The 20,242-nt window shown below is 67.4% G+C and carries 19 protein-coding genes; 4 read left to right on the top strand and 15 right to left on the bottom strand.

What is annotated here, in order from left to right; translation table 11 throughout:
* Nucleotides 1–7: 7 nt before the first annotated feature.
* Nucleotides 8–1,651, top strand: a complete 1,644-nt coding sequence (groL, locus tag ACE3RQ_RS06360) for a chaperonin GroEL (RefSeq protein WP_374521035.1) — start codon at nt 8–10, stop codon at nt 1,649–1,651.
* Nucleotides 1,652–1,992: 341 nt separating this feature from the next.
* Here the strand turns inward: groL and tal are convergent, their stop codons facing one another.
* Nucleotides 1,993–2,934: a transaldolase gene (gene tal, locus ACE3RQ_RS06355; RefSeq protein ID WP_374521033.1), complete on the bottom strand. Its 942-nt coding sequence runs from the start codon at nt 2,932–2,934 to the stop codon at nt 1,993–1,995.
* A gap of 63 nt (nt 2,935–2,997) precedes the next feature.
* Between tal and ACE3RQ_RS06350 the strand changes: the two genes are divergently transcribed.
* Nucleotides 2,998–3,846 (top strand): MurR/RpiR family transcriptional regulator, encoded by an 849-nt coding sequence (locus ACE3RQ_RS06350; RefSeq protein ID WP_374521031.1) that lies wholly within the window; start codon nt 2,998–3,000, stop codon nt 3,844–3,846.
* A 253-nt stretch (nt 3,847–4,099) separates the two neighbouring features.
* Here the strand turns inward: ACE3RQ_RS06350 and ACE3RQ_RS06345 are convergent, their stop codons facing one another.
* The 7 genes from ACE3RQ_RS06345 to ACE3RQ_RS06315 form a co-directional block, all read right to left on the bottom strand.
* Nucleotides 4,100–5,113, bottom strand: coding sequence for an ABC transporter ATP-binding protein (locus ACE3RQ_RS06345; RefSeq protein WP_374521029.1), 1,014 nt, complete (start codon nt 5,111–5,113; stop codon nt 4,100–4,102).
* A complete protein-coding gene (locus tag ACE3RQ_RS06340) occupies nt 5,110–6,090 on the bottom strand; it encodes an ABC transporter ATP-binding protein (RefSeq protein ID WP_374521027.1) in 981 nt (326 codons plus the stop codon). The genes ACE3RQ_RS06345 and ACE3RQ_RS06340 overlap by 4 nt, the downstream gene beginning before the upstream one ends.
* A 13-nt stretch (nt 6,091–6,103) precedes the next feature.
* On the bottom strand, nt 6,104–7,015 hold the full coding sequence (locus tag ACE3RQ_RS06335; RefSeq protein ID WP_374521025.1) for an ABC transporter permease: 912 nt from the start codon (nt 7,013–7,015) through the stop codon (nt 6,104–6,106).
* A gap of 44 nt (nt 7,016–7,059) precedes the next feature.
* Nucleotides 7,060–8,280 carry a M20 aminoacylase family protein gene (locus ACE3RQ_RS06330; protein WP_374521023.1) on the bottom strand — a complete coding sequence of 407 codons (1,221 nt, stop codon included), beginning with the start codon at nt 8,278–8,280 and terminating at the stop codon, nt 7,060–7,062.
* 2 nt (nt 8,281–8,282) lie between these two features.
* Nucleotides 8,283–9,263, bottom strand: a complete 981-nt coding sequence (locus ACE3RQ_RS06325) for an ABC transporter permease (RefSeq protein ID WP_374521021.1) — start codon at nt 9,261–9,263, stop codon at nt 8,283–8,285.
* A 53-nt stretch (nt 9,264–9,316) separates the two neighbouring features.
* Complete coding sequence (locus ACE3RQ_RS06320; RefSeq protein ID WP_374521202.1) at nt 9,317–10,867, bottom strand: ABC transporter substrate-binding protein; 1,551 nt, start codon at nt 10,865–10,867, stop codon at nt 9,317–9,319.
* 165 nt (nt 10,868–11,032) lie between these two features.
* Complete coding sequence (locus tag ACE3RQ_RS06315; RefSeq protein ID WP_374521019.1) at nt 11,033–11,761, bottom strand: DUF3047 domain-containing protein; 729 nt, start codon at nt 11,759–11,761, stop codon at nt 11,033–11,035.
* A 129-nt stretch (nt 11,762–11,890) separates the two neighbouring features.
* Between ACE3RQ_RS06315 and ACE3RQ_RS06310 the strand changes: the two genes are divergently transcribed.
* Nucleotides 11,891–12,190 carry a ComEA family DNA-binding protein gene (locus ACE3RQ_RS06310; RefSeq protein ID WP_374521017.1) on the top strand — a complete coding sequence of 100 codons (300 nt, stop codon included), beginning with the start codon at nt 11,891–11,893 and terminating at the stop codon, nt 12,188–12,190.
* Between the two features lie 75 nt (nt 12,191–12,265).
* Here ACE3RQ_RS06310 and htpX read toward each other — a convergent pair whose 3' ends face one another.
* From htpX to ACE3RQ_RS06285, 5 genes are all read right to left on the bottom strand, one after another.
* Entirely contained in the window at nt 12,266–13,135 is an 870-nt protein-coding gene (gene htpX, locus ACE3RQ_RS06305) for a protease HtpX (protein ID WP_374521015.1), read from the bottom strand.
* Nucleotides 13,136–13,288: 153 nt separating this feature from the next.
* The gene (locus ACE3RQ_RS06300) at nt 13,289–14,032 is read right to left on the bottom strand and encodes a DUF3025 domain-containing protein (protein WP_374521013.1); all 744 of its coding nucleotides are present in this window, start codon (nt 14,030–14,032) and stop codon (nt 13,289–13,291) included.
* Between the two features lie 8 nt (nt 14,033–14,040).
* A complete protein-coding gene (gene pyrC, locus ACE3RQ_RS06295; RefSeq protein ID WP_374521011.1) occupies nt 14,041–15,099 on the bottom strand; it encodes a dihydroorotase in 1,059 nt (352 codons plus the stop codon).
* A gap of 13 nt (nt 15,100–15,112) precedes the next feature.
* Nucleotides 15,113–16,048 carry a LysR substrate-binding domain-containing protein gene (locus ACE3RQ_RS06290; RefSeq protein ID WP_374521009.1) on the bottom strand — a complete coding sequence of 312 codons (936 nt, stop codon included), beginning with the start codon at nt 16,046–16,048 and terminating at the stop codon, nt 15,113–15,115.
* Between the two features lie 150 nt (nt 16,049–16,198).
* The gene (locus tag ACE3RQ_RS06285; RefSeq protein ID WP_374521007.1) at nt 16,199–18,055 is read right to left on the bottom strand and encodes an ABC transporter ATP-binding protein/permease; all 1,857 of its coding nucleotides are present in this window, start codon (nt 18,053–18,055) and stop codon (nt 16,199–16,201) included.
* 34 nt (nt 18,056–18,089) lie between these two features.
* Here ACE3RQ_RS06285 and ACE3RQ_RS06280 point away from each other — a divergent pair, with 34 nt between their 5' ends.
* Complete coding sequence (locus ACE3RQ_RS06280) at nt 18,090–18,518, top strand: acyl-CoA thioesterase (protein ID WP_374521005.1); 429 nt, start codon at nt 18,090–18,092, stop codon at nt 18,516–18,518.
* 9 nt (nt 18,519–18,527) lie between these two features.
* On the opposite strand, the gene ACE3RQ_RS06275 is transcribed toward ACE3RQ_RS06280, so the two are convergent.
* Both ACE3RQ_RS06275 and ACE3RQ_RS06270 read right to left on the bottom strand, forming a co-directional pair.
* Complete coding sequence (locus ACE3RQ_RS06275; RefSeq protein WP_374521003.1) at nt 18,528–19,265, bottom strand: type 1 glutamine amidotransferase; 738 nt, start codon at nt 19,263–19,265, stop codon at nt 18,528–18,530.
* 56 nt (nt 19,266–19,321) lie between these two features.
* The gene (locus tag ACE3RQ_RS06270) at nt 19,322–20,116 is read right to left on the bottom strand and encodes a crotonase/enoyl-CoA hydratase family protein (protein ID WP_374521001.1); all 795 of its coding nucleotides are present in this window, start codon (nt 20,114–20,116) and stop codon (nt 19,322–19,324) included.
* Nucleotides 20,117–20,242 lie beyond the last annotated feature (126 nt).

Raw genomic sequence — 20,242 nt, 5'->3', positions numbered from 1 at the left:
TCATCAAATGGCAGCAAAAGACGTAGTTTTCGGCGGCGAAGCCCGCGCCCGCATGGTTGAAGGCGTGAACATCCTGGCCAACGCGGTCAAGGTCACCCTGGGCCCCAAGGGCCGCAACGTGGTGCTGGAGCGCTCGTTCGGCGCCCCCACCGTGACCAAGGACGGCGTGTCCGTGGCCAAGGAAATCGAACTGAAGGACAAGCTGCAGAACATGGGCGCCCAGCTCGTGAAGGAAGTGGCCTCCAAGACCAGCGACAACGCTGGTGACGGCACCACCACCGCCACCGTGCTGGCCCAGGCCATCGTGCGCGAAGGCTCCAAGTACGTGGCCGCCGGCCTGAACCCCATGGACCTGAAGCGCGGCATCGACAAGGCCGTGGAAGCCCTGATCGCCGAGCTGAAGAAGGCCTCCAAGCCCACCACCACCAGCAAGGAAATCGCTCAGGTTGGCTCCATCTCCGCCAACAGCGACACGTCCATCGGCGAAATCATCGCCAACGCCATGGACAAGGTCGGCAAGGAAGGCGTGATCACCGTTGAAGACGGCAAGTCCCTGCAGAACGAACTCGACGTGGTCGAGGGCATGCAGTTTGACCGCGGCTACCTGTCGCCCTACTTCATCAACAACCCCGAAAAGCAGGCCGCCCTGCTGGACAACCCCTTCGTGCTGCTGTTCGACAAGAAGATCAGCAACATCCGTGACCTGCTGCCCACCCTGGAGCAAGTCGCCAAGGCCGGCCGTCCGCTGCTGATCATTGCCGAAGACGTCGAGGGCGAAGCCCTGGCCACCCTGGTGGTGAACACCATCCGCGGCATCCTGAAGGTCGTGGCCGTGAAGGCCCCTGGCTTCGGCGACCGTCGCAAGGCCATGCTGGAAGACATCGCCATCCTGACCGGTGGCAAGGTGATCGCCGAAGAAGTGGGCCTGACCCTCGAGAAGGTGACCCTGGCCGACCTGGGCCAGGCCAAGCGCATCGAAGTGGGCAAGGAAAACACCACCATCATCGACGGTGCTGGCGCTGCCCAGGACATCGAAGCCCGCGTCAAGCAAATCCGCGTGCAGATCGAAGAAGCCACCAGCGACTACGACCGCGAGAAGCTGCAAGAGCGCGTGGCCAAGCTGGCCGGCGGCGTGGCCGTCATCAAGGTCGGTGCCGCCACCGAAGTCGAGATGAAGGAAAAGAAGGCCCGCGTGGAAGACGCCCTGCACGCCACCCGCGCTGCTGTGGAAGAAGGCATCGTGGCCGGCGGTGGCGTGGCCCTGCTGCGCGCCAAGCAAGCCATTGGTGAAGTCAAGGGCGACAACGCTGACCAAGACGCCGGCATCAAGCTGGTGCTCAAGGCCATCGAGGCCCCCCTGCGCGAGATCGTGGCCAACGCCGGTGGCGAGCCCTCGGTGGTGGTGAACAAGGTGCTGGAAGGCAAGGGCAACTTTGGCTTCAACGCCGCCAACGACACCTACGGCGACATGATCGAAATGGGCATCCTGGACCCGACCAAGGTGACCCGCACCGCCCTGCAGAACGCCGCATCCGTGGCTTCCCTGCTGCTGACCACCGAAGCCATGGTGGCCGAGGCCCCGAAGGACGATGCGCCCGCCGCTGGCGGTGGGATGCCGGACATGGGCGGCATGGGCGGCATGGGCATGTAATTGCTCCTTGCCTGAGACGCCATGCCGGCGTTGCAAGGGCTTGCCGTGGCGCTGCCACTGTCTGCGCCCTTGCGCCTTGGCCTGGCGCCTCATGCTGCGTCGAAGAGGCGTTGATTCGCTCGTGCCGACCGCAAAAAAAAACCCCGCGGGTTGCCTCGCGGGGTTTTTTCATTGGGCAAACGAACCACCGTGTGCCGTGGCGCTGCCGCTGTCTGCGCCCTTGCGCCTTGGCCTGGCGCCTCACGCTGCGTCGAAGGGGCGTTGATTCGCTCCTGCCAACCGCAAGAAAAAACCCCGCGAGTCACCTCGCGGGGTTTTTTCATTGGGCGGGCCTGAGGGGCTTACTTCATCATGCCTTCGAGCTTGACGGTGTCGGCCACGAAGGCGCGGATGCCTTCGGCGAGCTTTTCGGTGGCCATGGCGTCTTCGTTCAGGGCGAATCGGAAGCTGGCTTCGTTGTATTGCACGGGTGGCAGGTCCATGGCCTGGGCGGCCTGGGCGTCGAGGGCCTTGGCCAATGGGGCCTCGGTGGCGGCGAGTTGGGCCAGCAGGTCGGGGCTGATGGTGAGCAGGTCGCAGCCGGCCAGGGCGGTGATCTGGCCCACGTTGCGGAAGCTCGCGCCCATCACCTCGGTGGCGATGCCGTGCTTCTTGTAGTGGTTGTAGATGCGCTTGACGGACAACACGCCGGGGTCGTTGGCGCCGGCCATGGCGGCTTCGTCCCAGGTGGCACCGGCCTGCTTTTTGTACCAGTCGTAGATGCGGCCCACGAAGGGCGAGATCAGCTGCACCTTGGCCTGGCCGCAGGCCACGGCCTGGCAGAAGCTGAACAGCAGGGTGAGGTTGGTGCGGATGCCCTCGCGCTCCAGTTGGGCCGCGGCCTGGATGCCTTCCCAGGTGGAGGCGATCTTGATGAGCACGCGCTCGCGGGCCACGCCCTCGGCCTGGTACAGCTCGATGAGGCGGCGCGCGCGCGCCACGGTGGCGGCGGTGTCAAAGCTCAGGCGGGCGTCCACTTCGGTGGACACGCGGCCGGGAATCAGGCGCAGGATTTCGCAACCAAATCGCACCAGCAGGCGGTTCATCACCTCGTCTTTGCCCTGGCTGCCGTAACGGGCCACGGCGTCGGCCAGCAGTGGCGCGTACTCGGGCTTCTGCACCGCCTTGAGGATGAGCGAGGGGTTGGTGGTGGCGTCGCGCGGCGCGTAGGCGGCCAACTGGTGGAAGTCGCCGGTGTCGGCCACGACGGTGGTGAACTGTTTGAGGGCGTCGAGCTGGTTCATGCCGCCATTATCAAACGAGCGCGAAATAGAATTTCAGCACCCGCGACCATCCGATTGCCCCTCATGCTTGACCGCATCACCGCCTCCATGTCCTCGCTGGCCCCGGCCGAGCAGCGCGTGGCCCAGCTTGTGCTGGAAGACCCGCGCCGCTTTGCCAGCCTGCCCGTGAGCGAGCTGGCCGAGCGTGCCCACGTGAGCAAACCCACCGTGGTGCGCTTTTGCCGCAGCATGGGCTACGACGGGTTGAGCGACTTCAAGCTCAAGCTCATGGGCACGGTGAGCGAGGGCGTGCCTTATATCCACCGCAGCGTGGACGTGGACGACAAGACCAGCGACGTGCTGGTGAAAGTGATCGACAACACGGTGGCGGCGTTTCTGAAATACCGTAACGATGCCTCCACCCACGCCATTGAGCAGGCGGTGGACGCACTCATGGCCACCTACCACCAGCGCGGGCGCATCGAGTTCTTCGGCGCGGGCAATTCGGGCATCGTGGCGCAGGACGCGCAACACAAGTTCTTCCGCCTGGGCATCAACGCCATCGCGTACAGCGACGGCCACATGCAGGTGATGAGCGCCTCGCTGCTGAGGCCGGGCGATTGCGTGGTGATCATCTCGAACTCGGGCCGCACCCGAGACCTGATGGACGCGGCCGACATTGCGCGCCGCCACGGCGCCACGGTGATCACCATCACCGCCAGCGGCTCACCGTTGGCCAAGGTTGGCCACCTTCACCTGGCGGCCGACCACCCGGAGGGCTATGACCGCTACAGCCCCATGACCTCGCGGCTTCTGCACCTGATGATCATCGACGTGGTGGTGACTTGCCTGGCGCTGCGCATTGGCGGGCCGCAGCTGCAGCCCATGCTGAGTGAGATGAAGGACAACTTGCGGAGCAAGCGGTACGCGTGACCGTGCGCTTCGCGCACAGGTCACACGCCCCCCTGCGCCGCTGACGCGGCTTCCCCCCGAAGGGGGGACGATGCCTGCGGCTCGGCGGAGCCGAAGCCGCGGCATCCTCGGCTGGGGGCACGCGCGCCAGAAATGCCCTGGGATGAGGGGGGCTTCCCGCAGCGAAACAAAGGAGGAGGCCCGCGCAGCGGGCCGGGGGACATTCGCGGAGGGGAGCACCCATCAGCCACGCCAACGCCCAGGCGTCAGCGCGTCAGATCCTGCCTTCTTCCACCGCGTGGCAGGCCACGCGGATGCCGCCGATGGTCTGCAGGGTGGGCCGTTCCTGGCGGCAGCGGTCGTTGGCGTGGGGGCAGCGCGGGTTGAAGGCGCAGCCGGCGGGTGGGTTCAGGGGGTTGGGCACTTCGCCTTGCACCGGGGTGCGGGCCTTGCCGGTGTCGTGCATTTTGGGAATGGCGTCGAGCAGCATGCGCGTGTAAGGGTGGCGCGGGCTCTCGAACAGCGTCTTCTTGTCGGCCAGTTCCACCAGGCGGCCGAGGTACATCACGCCCACCTGGTCGCTCACGTGGCGCACCACGGCGAGGTTGTGGCTGATGAAGAGGTAGGTCAGGCCCTGCTGGCGCTGCAGGTCTTTCATGATGTTGAGCACCTGCGCCTGCACCGACACGTCCAGCGCGCTGGTGGGCTCGTCGCACACCAGGAAGTCGGGCTGGGTGGCCAGGGCGCGGGCGATCGAGATGCGCTGGCGCTGCCCGCCGCTGAACTGGTGCGGGTACTTCACGCGGTCTTGGCCCGACAGGCCCACCGATTGCAGCAGCGCGTCCACGCGCTCGCGCAGGCGCGCCGGGTCGGTCTCGATGCCGTGCTCACGCAGGGGCTCGGCGATGATGTCTTCCACCCGCCAGCGGGGGTTGAGGCTGGCGTACGGGTCTTGAAAAATCATCTGGATGCGCCGGCGCAGCACGCGGCCGGCCGGCGTCTTGAAGGCGGCGTGGGCGTCTTGGCCGTCGAACTCGAAGCCGCCCCGGGTGGGCTCGTACAGGCCCACCAGCAGGCGGGCCACGGTGCTCTTGCCGCAGCCCGACTCGCCCACCAGGGCCAGGGTCTGGCCACGGGCGATGTCGAACGACACGCCGTCCACCGCGCGCAGCAACTGGCGCGGCTTGCGCTCGATCACGCGGTTGAGCCAGGGGGCCGATACGTCGAAGGTCTTGGCCAGGTCGGTGGCGCGCACCAGGGGCTGGCCGGGGGTGGGCACTGGGCTCATGCGCGCGCTCCTGCGTCGTGAGCAGCGTGCAGCCAGCAGGCGGCGCGCGTGGCGCCGGCCGGCAGCAGGTCGGGGCGCTGCGAACGGCAGCGGTCAAACACGCGGTCGCAACGCGGGTTGAAGGCGCAGCCGGGCGGAATGGCGTTCAGGCGGGGCATGGCCCCGTCGATCTGGTGCAGGCGGTCGCGGTCCACGCTCATGTCGGGAATGCAGGCCATGAGGCCACGGGTGTAGGGGTGGGCCGGCTGGTTGATCACCTCGTGCACCGGGCCGATTTCGGCCACGCGGCCGGCGTACATCACGGCCACGCGGTCGCAGGTTTCGGCGATCACGCCCATGTCGTGGGTGATGAGCATCACCGCCGCGCCGCGCTCTTTGCAGATGCGCTTGAGCAGGCCAATGATCTGGGCCTGGATGGACACGTCCAGCGCGGTGGTGGGCTCGTCGGCCACGATCAGGCGCGGCTCGGCCGCCAGCGCCAGCGCGATCACCACCCGCTGGCGCATGCCGCCGCTGAACTGGTGCGGGTAGTGGTCGATGCGTTCTTCGGCCGCGGGAATGCCGGTGTCTTTCAGCAGGTCAATGGCGCGGCGGCGCGCCTCGGCGCGGCTCACCGGCAAGTGGGTGGTGATGGTCTCGATGAGTTGCCGCCCCACCGAGTACAGCGGGTTGAGCGAGGTGAGCGGGTCTTGAAAGATGGCCCCGATCTGGCGGCCGCGGATGCGGCGCATGGCCTCGGGTGGCAGGTGGTCGATGCGCTGGCCGTCCAGCACGATCTGGCCCGAGGCCACCCGGCCGGGCGGCTCCAGCAGGCCGATGATGGACGCGCCGGTGAGCGACTTGCCCGCCCCCGATTCGCCCACCACGCCCAGGATCTCGCCCGGGGCAATGTCAAACGACACATCGTCCAGCGCGCGCAACACGCCGCGCCGCGTGGGGAATTCCACCACCAGGTTCTGAACTTGCAACAAGGACATGCAGTGGGTGCGCTCAGCGCAGACGGGGGTTGAGGGCATCGCGCAGCCAGTCGCCGAGCAGGTTCACGCTCAGCGCGATCAGCACCAGCATCACGCCGGGAAAGATGGTGATCCACCACTCGCCCGAGAACAGGTAGTCGTTGCCCACGCGAATGAGCGTGCCCAGCGAGGGCGAGGTGGGCGGCGCCCCCACCCCCAGAAACGAGAGCGTGGCCTCGGTGATGATGGCCGTGGCCACCTGGATGGTGGCCAGCACCAGCACCGGGCCCATCACGTTGGGCAGCACGTGGCGGCGCATGATGCGCAGCGGCGCCACGCCAGTGACGCGGGCGGCCTGCACGTATTCCTTCTGGCGCTCCACCAGCGTGCTGCCGCGCACGGTGCGCGCGTACTGCACCCAGCCGGTGAGCGTGATGGACACCACCAGCACGCCAAAGGCCAGCGACTCGTGCGCCTCGGGGAACAGCACCCGGCCCACGCCGGCGATCAACAAGGCCACCAGGATGGCGGGAAAAGACAGCATCACGTCGCACACGCGCATCAGCAGCGAATCGACCCAGCCGCCCAGAAAGCCCGCCAGCAGCCCCAGCGCCACACCCAGCACCACCGACAAGACCACCGAGGCCAGGCCCACGGCCAGCGAGATGCGCGCGCCGTACATCAGGGCCGAGAGGATGTCGCGCCCCTGGTCGTCGGTGCCCAGCACAAACGATGGGTTGCCACCTTCGCTCCACATGGGCGGCAGGCGGGCGTTCATCAGGTCAAGCGAGGCCAGGTCAAAGGGGTTGTGCGGCGCCACCCAGGGCGCGAACACCGCACAGAAGACGCACACCAGGGCAATGGCGGCCGCCAGCACCGCGGTGGGCGAGGTGCGAAAGCTGTAACCCAGGTCGCTGTCGAAGGCACGGCGCAGCCGATCGATCATCCGGTCTCCTGCATCAAAGAAAGGGAAAACGCGCGCGCATCGCCTCAGGCCGCCAGGGGCATGCCCTGTTCGATGAGGCTGGCGTGCAAGGCCGCACCCAGGGGCAAGACCTCGTCGTTGAAGTCATACCGGGCGTTGTGCAGGAAGCAGCTCCCCACGCCGTTGTCGGCGCCCTGCCCCAGGCGCAGGTAGGCGCCGGGCTTGACCTGCAGCATGAAAGAGAAGTCTTCCGCGCCCATGCTCGGGTCCATGCTGCGGTCCACGTGCTCGTGGCCCACCAGACGCTGGGCCACGTCGGCCGCGAAGTGCGCCTCGCTCTGGGTGTTGATGGTGGCGGGGTAGATGCGTTCGTACTTCACGTGCGCGGTGGCGCCCAGGCCCAGGGCCACGCCTGAGCAGACCTCGTTCAGGCGGCGCTCCACCATGGCCTGCACCTCGGGGTTGAAGGTGCGCACCGTGCCCACCAGGGTGGCCTGGCCGGGAATCACGCTGAAGGCGCCCAGGTCGCCGGCCTGCATGGCGCACAGGCTGATGACCGCGCTGTCGATGGCGCGCACGTTGCGCGACACGATGCTTTGCACCGCCGTGATGATGTGCGCCGCCACCAGCACCGGGTCCACCGTCTGGTAGGGGTGGGCACCATGCCCGCCCTTGCCGGCAATCTCGATCGTCACGCGGTCGGCCGAGGCCATCATGGGCCCTGGGTTCACGCCCACCGTGCCCGGGCGCATCTGTGGCCAGTTGTGCATGGCAAAGACAGAGTCCACCGGGAAGCGGTCGAACAGGCCGTCTTCCACCATGGCCTTGGCGCCGGCAAAGCCCTCCTCGCCGGGCTGGAAGATGAGCACGGCGGTGCCGTCGAACTGGCGCGTTTCGGCCAGGTAGCGCGCGGCCCCCACCAGCATGGCGGTGTGGCCGTCGTGGCCGCAGCCGTGCATCAGCCCGGCGCGGGTGGAGCGCCAGGCAAAGTCGTTCTGTTCGGTCATGGGCAGGGCGTCCATGTCGGCGCGCAGGCCGATCAGGCGGCCCTGGGTGTCGCTGCGGCCGCGAATGGTGGCCACCACACCGGTCTTGCCAATGCCGGTGTGCACGCTGTCCACGCCGCACGCCTTGAGCGACTCCACCACGCGCTGCGCGGTGTAGTGCTCTTCAAAGCCCAGCTCGGGGTGGGCGTGCAACTCGCGGCGAAAGGCCGTGAGCTCGGGGTGGAAGGCGGCGATTTGCGCGAACGCGCGGCCGTGAACCTTGTAACGCGGCAGTGGCATGGTCAGTGGCCCCCGCCCTTGCCCACGCTCAGGCGAGGGTCAACGACGAAGTACAGCAAGTCGACGATGAGGTTGATCACCACAAAGATCAGGGCGATCAGGCACAGGTAGGCCGCCATCACCGGGATGTCGGCAAAGGTGACGGCCTGGATGAACAGCAGGCCCATGCCCGGCCACTGGAACACCGTCTCGGTGATGATGGCAAAGGCAATCAGGCCGCCGAGTTGCAGGCCGGTGATGGTCATCACCGGCACCAGGGTGTTCTTCAGCGCGTGGCCGAAGTGCACGGCACGGTCGGTGAGGCCACGGGCGCGGGCGAACTTGATGTAGTCGGTGCGCAGCACCTCCAGCATCTCGGCGCGCACCAGCCGCATGATGAGCGTGAGCTGGAAGATGGCCAGCGTGATGGCCGGCAGCACCAGGTGTTGCCAGCCGTCGGGGTGCAAGAGGCCGCTGGTCCAGCCGCCCACGCGCACCACCTCGCCACGGCCGAAGCTGGGCAGCCAGCCCAGGTGCACAGAGAACACCAGGATCAGCAGAATGCCGATCAGGAAAGTGGGCAGCGACACCCCCAGCAGCGAGATCGTCATGAAGACCTGGCTCAGGAAGTTGCCGCGCTTGAGCGCCGCGTAAATGCCCATGGGCACGCCCACCAGCAGCGCCAGAAAGGCGGCCACCAGCGCCAGCTCCAGCGTGGCGGGGAAGCGCTCGGCGATCAGGGTGGACACCTTGGCGCCCTGGCGCAGGCTGATGCCGAACTCGCCCTGCGCCGCGTTCACCAGGAAGTGCCAGAACTGCACGATGAAGGGCTGGTCCAGGCCGAGCGAGGCGCGCAGCTCGCGCACCTGCTCGGGCGTGGCGTCCTGCCCCAGCAGGAACACCACCGGGTCGCCCACGTACTGAAAGAGCATGAACGCGATCAGCGCCACGCTGGCCATCACCACCACGGCCTGCACCAGGCGCCGGAGAACAAACACAAGCATCGTTCAGGTCCGCGAAAGGGCGCCGTGTGGCCACGGCGCCCGAGGGTCGATGGTCACTTCACCTGGATCAGGCGCCAGTCCAGGCGGTTGTCGGCGCGGTGCACCACCTCGACATTCTTCTTCATGGCCCAGGGAATGATCTGGTTGTGCAGCGGAATGTGGGCCACGTCGCTGTTTTGCAGGGCCAGGGCCTTGGTCAGCAGTTCGGTGCGCAGCTTCAGGTCGGTTTCCTTCTTGGTGCGCTCCACCAGGGCGTCCATCTGCGGGTTGCTGTAGCGGCCCACGTTGTAGTTGCCGTCGCCACCGGCGCCCACCGAGCGCACCAGCGATTGCAGGCTGTACAGCGCGTCAAACGTGGGTACGCCCCAGCCCAGCATGTAGATGCTGGCCTCGTAGCGCTGGATCATGGGGAAGTAGGTCACCAGCGGCAGCGTGCGCAGCTTGGCTTTCACGCCCACCTTGGCCCACATGGCGGTGACGGCCTGGCAGATCGCCTCGTCGTTGATGTAGCGGTTGTTGGGGCAGGCGAAATCCACCTCGAAGCCGTTGGGGTAGCCCGCGGCGGCCAGCAGCTTCTGCGAGGCGGCCGGGTCAAAGGGCAGGCGCTTGTGCACGGCCTCGGTCCAGCCGTTGACCTGCGGCGCTACCAGCGCGCCCGTGGGCTGGCCCAGGCCACGCAGGGTGACGCGCGCGATGGTGTTCATGTCGATGGCCTGGTACAGGGCCTGGCGCACGCGCTGGTCTTTGAGCGGGTTCTTGCCCTTCACGTTGCTGCCCGGCAGCTCGTCGCGGAACTGGTCCATGCCCAGGAAGATGGTGCGGTTCTCCACCCCATCAATCACCTTCAGGTTGCGGTCCTGGCGCAGGCGGGGCAGGTCTTGCGGGCTGGGGTCCAGCACCAGGTCCACCTCGCCCGAGAGCAGCGCGGCGGTGCGCGTGGCGGTGGACTTGACCGGCGTGTACACCACCTCGGTCACGTTGCCCTCGGTCTTGCCCCACCAGGCGGGGTTGCGCGTGAGCACCAGCTTCTGGTCAGGCTGCCATTCCTTCAACATGAAGGGCCCGGTGCCGTTGGCGTTGCGGTGGGCGAAGTTTTCGTCCTGCGTCTTGATGTCCTTGGGCGCGGTCGAGCGGTTCTTCTCGGCCCAGGCCTTGTTCATGATGCGCAGCTCGGTGAGCTGGTTGAGCAGCACCGGGTTGGGGTCTTTGGTGAAGATGTCGATGGTGTTGTTGTCCACCTTGACCACGCGGTCGATGCCCTGCGCGTAGATGCCAAAGTTCGAGGTCTTGGCCATGGCGCGCTCGATCGAGAACACCGCGTCGTCGGCCGTGAAGGGTGCACCATCGTGGAACTTCACACCGGTGCGCAGCGTGAGCCGCAACTGCGTGGGCGACACCTGCTTCCAGCTGGTGGCCAGCACGGGCTCGGGCTTGAAGGTCTTGCTGTTGTAGTACACCAGCGACTCGTACACCGCCGCGTGAATGCCGTTGGACAGCGCGTTGTTCTGCGAATGAATGTCCCACGTGGGAATGTCGCTGGAACTCGTCCACTTGAAGGTCTTGGCCTGCGCGCCGACCGACAGGGTCGACAAGGCCGCCAGCATTGCCACCGAAACACCCGCGCGTGACCAGATAGAGTGCAGTTTCATTGGGCCCACCTGAAAATTGTGAAGCCCTGACTATGCAGCAAGCGTGCCAGAGCACGCATCCGATTTAACCCCGAACGATGGGGCCACCAGCCACCTCGGTCGCCCCAGTCGTCGCGTTGGTCAGTCGGGCGCCTGCTCCATTCGCAACGGGCCGTACCAGGCGGTCAGCCGGCTGCGCGTGTTGTCGGTGTCGGTCATCAAGGCCACCGAGGTGATGGGCCCCGGCTCCTCGCCGAACACATGCCGGAAATCGGCTTGCACATCTCGGCGGTGGTGCTGCCATTGGCCGATGCCCGATCTCCCCGAGTCGACCACCAGCTTGCGGATGCGGTCGGTGCGCGGGTTGGCAATCACCGTGCCCGGCGGGTGTTGCTCGCTCCACACATAGGCCAGCGTGGCGTAGGGCAGCTCTTCACCCGTGAGCAGGCGCGTGAGGTCAGACAGGCGATGCGTGCGCGGGCTCCAGCGGCTGCGGTCGCCGTCAAAGGCGACCATCACCCCCACGGGCGAGTCGGTTTTGTCCACGTCGGCCAGGTCGGCCTGGCGAGGCAAGCCGTCCACCTTCCAGTCAAAACTGAGCAGCACCTTCTGCGTGAGCGCGGGCTGCAAGCGCTGCCGAAGAATGCTCACCGAGCTGTCGGCACGAACACGCAGCGCATTGCCCTGCACCTCAAACGGGGCGAAGCGCTTGGCCGGCAAGGGCAAGGGCTGCCACGGCGCGGGCGGCGCGGGCAGGCGCAACAGCTGCTCGGTGGTAGCCGCCAGCGTGGCCCGCGCGGCGTCTTGCGCCGCCTCGTCGGCGGCCTCATCCACCGGTGCCGTGGTGGAGCAAGCGGCCAATGCGGCCACGACCCCGAACGCTGCTAGGCGATGGCGCCACGCGCGCCAACTGGGCAAACCCGGATTTTTCATTAACTCTTTTGACCTATATTTTTCGGGCGTGAAGCGTTCACGCGCAAAACCCAAAGGGAGAACTCCATGATCAAAACCCTGCTGGGCCTGTGCCTGGCCTTGTCTGCCCACCTCAGCTTTGCCGCCGTTGACCTGAACAAGGCCACGGCCGCCGATCTTGACAGCATCAAGGGCATCGGGCCAAGCACGTCCAGCCGAATCTTGAGCGAGCGCAAAAGCGCCCCGTTCAAAGACTGGCAAGACTTTATCCAGCGCGTGCCTGGCATTGGTGACAAGCGCGCGGCACAACTCTCCACCCACGGCCTCACGGTCAATGGCACGGGCTACAAGGCACCGGCCGCACCGGCCGCCAAGCCCGCGCGTTAAGGCCACCCGTCGCCCACAAAAAAGCCGCTCCCTGGAGCGGCTTTTTGTTGCCCAAAGGCGTTTGGCCATCGGCCATTAGCTCTGCTGCAAAGCGGCAATGCGCTCTTCGATCGGCGGGTGGGTGCTGAACAGCTTGCCCAGGCCGCCGGTGATGCCCATGGCCTGCATGGTCTTGGGCAGCTCGCCCGGGGTCAAGCCACCCAGACGGGCCAGGGCGTTGATCATGGGCTGCTTGCGGCCCATGAGCTGGGCGGCGCCAGCGTCGGCCCGGAACTCGCGCTGGCGGCTGAACCAGGCCACGATGATGGCGGCCACGAAGCCCAGCACGATGTCCAGCACGATGGTGGTGACCATGTAGCCGATGCCGGGGCCGCTGTTCTCGCTGTCGCCCTTGCGCAGGAAGCTGTCCACCGCGTAGCCGATCACGCGGCTGAGGAACACCACGAAGGTGTTCATCACGCCCTGGATCAGGGTCATGGTGACCATGTCGCCATTGGCCACGTGGGCCACTTCATGGCCGATCACGGCCTCCACCTCTTCGCGAGTCATGTTCTGCAACAGGCCGGTCGACACCGCCACCAGGGCCGAGTTCTTGAACGCGCCGGTGGCAAAGGCGTTGGGCTCGCCCTCGTAGATGGCCACCTCGGGCATGCCGATGCCGGCCTTGTCGGCGAAACGGCGCACGGTGTCCACGATCCAGGCCTCGTCGGCGTTGCGCGGCTGGTCGATCACGTGGGCGCCGGTGCTGAACTTGGCCATCGGCTTGCTGATGAGCAGCGAGATGATGGCGCCACCAAAACCCATGACCAGCGAGAAGCCGGCCAGGGCCGTCATGTTCAGGCCGTTGGCGGTGAGGAAACGGTCCACGCCCAGAATGCGGCTGGTGACCATGAGCACCGCCATCACGGCGACGTTGGTCAAAACAAACAACAGGATGCGCTTCATGTGTTCTCCAGAATGGTCGGCGGTGCAACCCTGCACCGGCTGGCCACTGCGACCCTGAAAACGGGGCGCCAGTTCCCGGGCCGGCCTCGGGGCAGCGGATGATACCGAGAACGGAATATGCGCCCGCCCGGCCGTATCTCAAGGGCCGCCGCGTCAGGCGCGGGCGGGGCGCGGCGGGCGAAAGACGGTGACGTCGGCGTAGAAATCGGGGGCCTCGTTCTCGGGCCACCAACCGGGCACGCCCAGCACGGGCAGTGGGGTGAAGGGCTTGGGCACCAGGGGCTGGCGAACCAGCTCGCCGGCCAGCCAGGCGTCCCATGCCGCGAGGTCAGCGCCCAACGCTTCGGGCACGGCCCAGGTGAGCACATGGGCCGTGATGGACTTGTAGGGCTGCACCAGCTTTTCCATCAGCGCGTGGCCGAACACCACCATCCGCGCCTGCTGCCAAAGACCGCGCCCATCCACGAACAGGCGCTGCCAGTCGCGCGCCAGGAGCGCCGCCCAAAGGGCTGGCGGCGCCTGCAGCAGGGCCACGTTTTCGTCGAACAGCGTGAGCGCGTCGCGCACCGGGCCGCGCACCTGCCCCACGCCCCCCAGTTCGGCAATGGCCTGGGCCTGGCGGCGGTTCAGGCCGACCTTGGTGAGCGGGAAGCGGTGCCAGACCAGGCCGTTGAACAGGTCGTGCAGGTTGTCGCGCGTGGGCACCTGGGCGGTGTCGAAGATGAACTGCTCATAGGCCACGCCGTCAGGCAAGGCCTGCTGGGGCACAAAGCGCACCGGCGCGTGGCCCAGGGCATTCAGGCGCGGCGCCACCTCGGCCCCGTTCAGGCTCTCCAAGGCCAGCCCGCCATCGGCCACCGCCGCGAACCACGGGGCCGACCAGTCGATGCGTTGCACCGCCGGGCTCAGGCCACCAGTCGCCAGGGCAGCGCCTCGCCCGAGCGCAGGGGCTTGAGTTCGGCGTCGCCGAAGGCAAAGCTCTCGGGCGGCGTCCAGGCCTCGCGCTTGAGGGTGATGGTGCCCTGGTTGCGTGGCAGGCTGTAGAAGGCCGGGCCGTGGAAGCTGGCGAAGGCCTCGAGCTTGTCCAGCGCGCCCACCGACTCGAAGGCCTCGGCGTACATCTCGATGGCGGCGTGCGCGGTGTAGCAACCGGCGCAGCCCACGGCGTGTTCTTTCAGGTGGGCCGCGTGGGGCGCGCTGTCGGTGCCCAGGAAGAAGCGGTCGCTGCCGCTGGCCACGGCGGCCAACAGGGCTTGGCGGTGGGTTTCGCGCTTGAGCACCGGTAGGCAGTAGTAATGCGGGCGGATACCGCCGGTGAAGATGGCGTTGCGGTTGTAGAGCAGGTGGTGGGCGGTGATGGTGGCGGCCGTGTGGGCGCCGGCCTCGGCCACGTACTGGGCGGCTTCCTTGGTGGTGATGTGCTCCATCACGATCTTCAGTTCGGGGAAGTCGCGGCGCAGGGGAATGAGCTGCTGATCAATGAACACCGCTTCGCGGTCGAACAGGTCAATGTCGCTGGAGGTGACTTCGCCGTGCACCAGCAGCAGCACGCCCTCGCGCTGCATGGCCTCCAGGGTGCGGTAGGTCTTGCGGATGTCGGTGACACCGGCGTCGCTGTTGGTGGTGGCGCCAGCCGGGTAGAGCTTGAGCGCCACCACGCCGGCGTCCTTGGCACGGCGGATCTCGTCGGCCGGCAGGTTGTCGGTGAGGTACAGCGTCATGAGCGGCTGGAAATTCACGCCATGGGGCACCGCCGCCAGGATGCGCTCACGGTAGGCCACGGCCTGGGCCGCGGTGGTCACCGGCGGCTTGAGGTTGGGCATGATGATGGCCCGGCCGAACTGCGCCGCGGTGTGCGGCACCACGGTGTGCAGCGCGGCGCCGTCGCGCACGTGCAGGTGCCAGTCGTCGGGGCGGGTGATGGTGAGGGTGTCGGGAGCGGAGGGGGCGGTGGCGGCGTTCATGCCCCCGATTGTCTCAAACCGACTTGCCGGCCGGGTGGCGCTGCAGGTGCTGCGCCAGATCGTTCCAGAATTTGTCCACCGTGCCCTTCACCGGCCGATGCGCCGTGCGGTCGCGGTAGATGCGGATTTCCAGCTGCGCGTCCAGCCCGGCGCCGGCGGGCACCAGGCGGCGAGAGGCCAACTCGCCCCGCACCGCGCTGGCGGGCAGAAAGGCGATGCCATGCCCTTCCAGCGCCATGGCCTTCAGGCCTTCGGCCATGTCGGTCTCGTATTGCCGGTCCAGGTGCACGGGCGTGGGGCTGGTCTTGATGATCTGGTCCACCACCCGCCCCAGGTAAGCGCCTGGTGCGTAGGCCAAATACGGCAAGGGGTGGCTGGCCGCGCCCGGCAAGGCAAATTGCGGCGCGCCCGTCGCCGTGGGGCGCGTGTAGGGCGCCAACGACTCGGTGCCCAGCGGCAGCATTTCGTAGCGCGCCGCGTCCAGTTGGATGGGGTGCGCCGGGTGGTGATAGGCAATCAGCAGGTCACAACTGCCTTCCACCAGGCGCAGCACCGCGTCGTGCACGTTCAGCGCGATCAGCCGGCTTTTGATCGGCCCGCAACTCTCACGCAGGCCACTGAGCCAGGCCGGAAAGAAGGTGAAGGCCAGCGTGTGCGGCACGGCAAACTCGATCACGTCCTGCGCGGCGGCGGTGTGGGCGCGCAGCATGGCGCGCGTGCTCTGCAAGGCCTGCAGCATCTCCAGGGCCTGCTGGTAGAGGGTCTGGCCGGCGGGCGTGAGCCGCGTGGGGTAGGACGAGCGGTCCACCAGGTCGGTGCCGGCCCAGGCCTCCAGCGACTGGATGCGGCGCGAAAACGCGGGCTGGGTCACGTGGCGCAACTGCGCTGACCGACTGAAGCTGCGGGTTTCCGCGAGACTGACGAAATCTTCCAGCCACTTGGTTTCCATGGGGGCGGATTATGCGGCGGGCTCGATTTGGGCTTGGTGACGGTATGGAGGTGGGTGGGGTTTCGCCCTCCCGGGCGACCTTCTTTCTTTTGCTTCGTCAAAAGAAAGAAGGCAAAGAAAAGTGACTCGCCCGTGAGGGCGAAACCCCCACTACTGAGCAGAAGAAGAAGGCGAACCCTCACCCCCCGCCTGCTGCAAAGCCCACATCCCCGCGTACACCCCACCCCGCGCCACCAACTGCGCGTGGGTGCCGCGCTCGACAATGTGGCCGTGCTCCAGCACCAGGATCTCGTGGGCGTCCACCACGGTGGACAGGCGGTGGGCAATGACCAGGGTGGTCTTGTTGCGGGCGGCGCTTTTCAGCTCGGCCTGAATGGCCCGTTCGTTGGCGGAATCGAGCGCACTGGTGGCCTCGTCAAAGATGAGGATGGGTGGGTTCTTGAGCAGGGTGCGGGCGATGGCCACGCGCTGCTTCTCGCCACCCGAGAGCTTGAGGCCACGCTCGCCCACCATGGTGCGGTAGCCCTGGGGCAGCCGCTCGATGAACCCGTGAATGTGAGCCGCCTGGGCCGCCGCCACCGCTGCCTCGTGGCCAGCCTCGGGACGGCCGTAGAGGATGTTGTATTCGATGGTGTCGTTGAACAGCACCGTGTCCTGCGGGACGATACCAATGGCCTGGCGCACGCTGGCCTGCGTGACGTGGCGAATGTCCTGCCCATCGATGGTGATGCGGCCATCGCCCGCGTTGCTCACGTCGTAGAAGCGGTAGAGCAGGCGCGCCAAGGTGCTCTTGCCCGAGCCCGAGGGGCCGACCACGGCCACCGTCTTGCCCGCCGGGATGGTGAAGTCGATGCCGTGCAAGATCTCGCGCGCCGGCTCGTACGAGAAGCGCACGTTCTCGAAGCGCACGGCCGGCGGCCCGTTCAGGCGCAGGGGCTGGGCATCGGGGGCATCGGCGATCTCGCGCTCTTTCTCCAGCAGCACGAACATCTTGTCCAGGTCGGTGAGGCTTTGCTTGATCTCGCGGTAGAGCACGCCCAGAAAGCCCAGCGGGATGTAGAGCTGGATCATGAAGGCGTTGATCATCACCAGGTCGCCCAGGGTGAGCGCGCCGCTGGCCACGCCCTGCGTGGCGCGCCACAACATGAGCACCAGGGCCACGGCGATGATGAGTTGCTGCCCCGCGTTCAGCATGGACAGCGTGCTCTGGCTGAGCAGGCGCGCGCGGCGCAGCTTCTCCAGCGATTCGTCGTAGCGCCGGGCCTCGAAGGCCTCGTTGTTGAAGTACTTGACGGTCTCGTAGTTCAGCAGCGAATCGATGGCCTTGGTCTGGCTGGTGGACTCCAGCTCGTTCATGCGCCGACGGAACTGGGTGCGCCACTCGGTGACGCTGACCGTGTAGGCGATGTAGAGCACCAGCGCGGCCAGGGTGATCCACACGTAGCCCATGTCGAACTTCGTGCCCAGCAGGGTGAGCACCATCACCACCTCGATGAGGGTGGGCACGATGCTGTAGAGCGAATACGAGATGAGCGACTGCACGCCGCGCGTGCCGCGCTCGATGTCGCGCGTCATGCCGCCGGTCTGGCGCTCCAGGTGAAAACGCAGGCTCAGGGCGTGCAGGTGGCCAAACACCTGCAGCGCGATGCTGCGGGTGGCGCCTTCGGTGGCCTTGGCGAACACCAGCTCACGCAGCTCGGTGAACAGGCTGTTCGACAGGCGCAAGCCGCCGTAGGCCAGCAGCAGGCCCACGGGCACCACCAGCAGCGCCTGGGCGCTGCCGGGGCGAATGCTCATGGCGTCCACCAGCTCCTTGAGCAGCACGGGCACGCCCACGTTGGCCACCTTGGCGGCCACCATGAAGGCCAGTGCGGCCACCACGCGCCACTTGTATTGCCAGAGGTAGGGCAGCAGGCGCTGGAGGGTGGCCCAATCGGAGCGTTGGGGGGCGGGGCTGGCAGACACGCCGGCGGAGGCCGGGTGTGAAGAGGAGAGTTCGCGGCGCATGCAGGAAAATTCGGGCTTTACGGAGATTGTGCCCATGTCACCCGAACCCCACGCCACCCAGACCCATTTGCCGCAAGACCGCGAACTTGTGCTGAAGGTGGTGCCCATGCCCGCCGACTGCAACGCCAATGGCGACATCTTTGGCGGCTGGGTGATGGCCCAGGTGGACTTGGCCGGCGCGGTGCTGCCGGCGCGCTATGTGCGCGGGCGCATGGCCACTGTGGCGGTGAACGAGTTCATCTTCAAGCAACCGGTGCGCGTGGGCGATCTGCTGAGCTTTTATGCCCACGTCACGCGCATCGGCAACACGTCCATCACGGTGCGGGTGGAGGTGTACGCCGAGCGCATGGCCGACCAAGGCCAGTACGTGAAGGTGACCGAGGCCAACCTGACCTACGTGGCCATCGACGACCAGGGCCGCCCGCGCCCCATTCCAAAGGACAGCGCGCCGCGCGGCGCCTGAGCACGGCGTTCAGCGCCGCCAGCGCGTGCGCCAGGCGGCGTAGATCGTGCCGGCCAGGGCCTGGCTGCTGGCCTGGTGCGCAGCCGTGGCGGCGCGCATGGCCTCAGGTGTCTGCACCGTGTCGGGGTGCCGCGCGATCGCCTGCGGGTACACCGGCCCTGGGTGGCCGAGCCAAGCGTCGATCTTGGCGGGCGTGATCTCGATGTGGAACTGCATGCCCAGGTGTGGCCCCAGCGCGAAGGCCTGGTGCGCGCAGGCGGGCGACGAGGCCAGCGGCAAGGCCCCCACGGGCAGGGTGGTGAAGTTGTCGTAGTGCCACTGGTACACCGTGGGGCGGTGCGTGGCGCCAAACCACTGGCGGGCCAGCGCGGTGTCGGCGATGTCGATGGGGCACCAGCCGATCTCGGGCACGGGCAGGCGCTGCACCTGGCCACCGAAGGCGCGCGCCAGCAACTGCCCGCCCAGGCAATGGCCGATCACTGGCAGGCCCAGCGCATCGGCCTCGCGAATCAGGGCCTCGGCATGGCGCAGCGAGGCGCGCTCATCGTTGGCGCTCCATTCGCCACCCAGCACCGCCACGGCGCGGTAGGGCCGCACGCTGGCCGGGTAAGCCTCGCCCGCTTCGGCGCAGCAAACCTGCCAGCGCACGCCGTGGGCATCGAGCCATTGGCCCAGGTAACCGGGGCCGTCTTCCAGGGTGTGCTGCAGCACCAGCACATCGGGGCGAAGGGTCGGGTGGTCGCGCATGGCGGCGATCTTAGGAAGCCCCGCGCGGCGCGCTGGGGCCAATCAACGCCGCGCGATCAGAACCGGCCGTGCCGCCCCTGCCCGGCCGCGAAACGCTGCGCGCCTTGCAGCGCATCGGGAATGCGCTCGCGCCCGCGCTGCCATTCCTGCTGCAAGGCCTCTCCCAGCGGCAGGTCCCACTGCGCGTAGGCGCTCTCGCGGTCGGCCAGCATGGTGGCCTGGGGAAAGGCAGCAAGTTGCCGAGCCAGGGCCACGGCGGCCTCGCGCGCCTGGCCCGTGGGCACCACGCGGTTGGCCAGGCCCAAACGCAGGGCCTCGTCGGCCTTGACCTGGCGCCCGGTGAGGATGAGGTCCATCGCGTGGCCCATGCCGATGAGTCGGGGCAGGCGCACGGTGCCGCCATCAATGAGCGGCACACCGAAGCGGCGGCAGTACACGCCGAAGTAGGCATCGTCTTCCATCACGCGCAGATCGCACCACAGCGCCAACTCCATGCCACCGGCCACGGCCGCGCCCGACACCGCGGCGATCACCGGCTTGCGCAGGCGCAGGCGCGAGGGGCCCATGGGGCCGATGGCGCGCGGGTCGTCGCTGGCGAAATCCAGGTCGCCCAGCGCCGAGGCCTCGCCGCTGCTGGCCACGCGCGCCCCGAACTGAAGGTCCCAGCCAGCGCAGAAATGGCCGTGCGCGCCATGGAACACGGCCACGCGCGCCAGGGGGTCGTCATCAAACGCCAGAAAGGCCCGGTGCAACGCTTGAGCAGTGGGGCTGTCCACCGCGTTGCGCACCTCGGGGCGACTGAGGGTGATCACCCAGATGCCATCCAATTGCTCGATGTTCACAGGGGCCATTTCGGGGGTGGATGTGAAACCCGAAGGCTTGTCCATAGGGGGTGACGCCATGGGCTGATGCTGACGTGACACCGGGTATTCGCGAGTCGGGACAACCCCTAGCGGATGCAATGAGATGCCCCGCTA

The sequence above is a fragment of the Hydrogenophaga sp. genome, from assembly GCF_041913525.1.
GTDB lineage: Bacteria > Pseudomonadota > Gammaproteobacteria > Burkholderiales > Burkholderiaceae_C > Hydrogenophaga.
The sequence above is the reverse complement of the archived record's forward strand: the minus strand, read 5'-3'. Positions and strand labels throughout refer to the sequence as shown.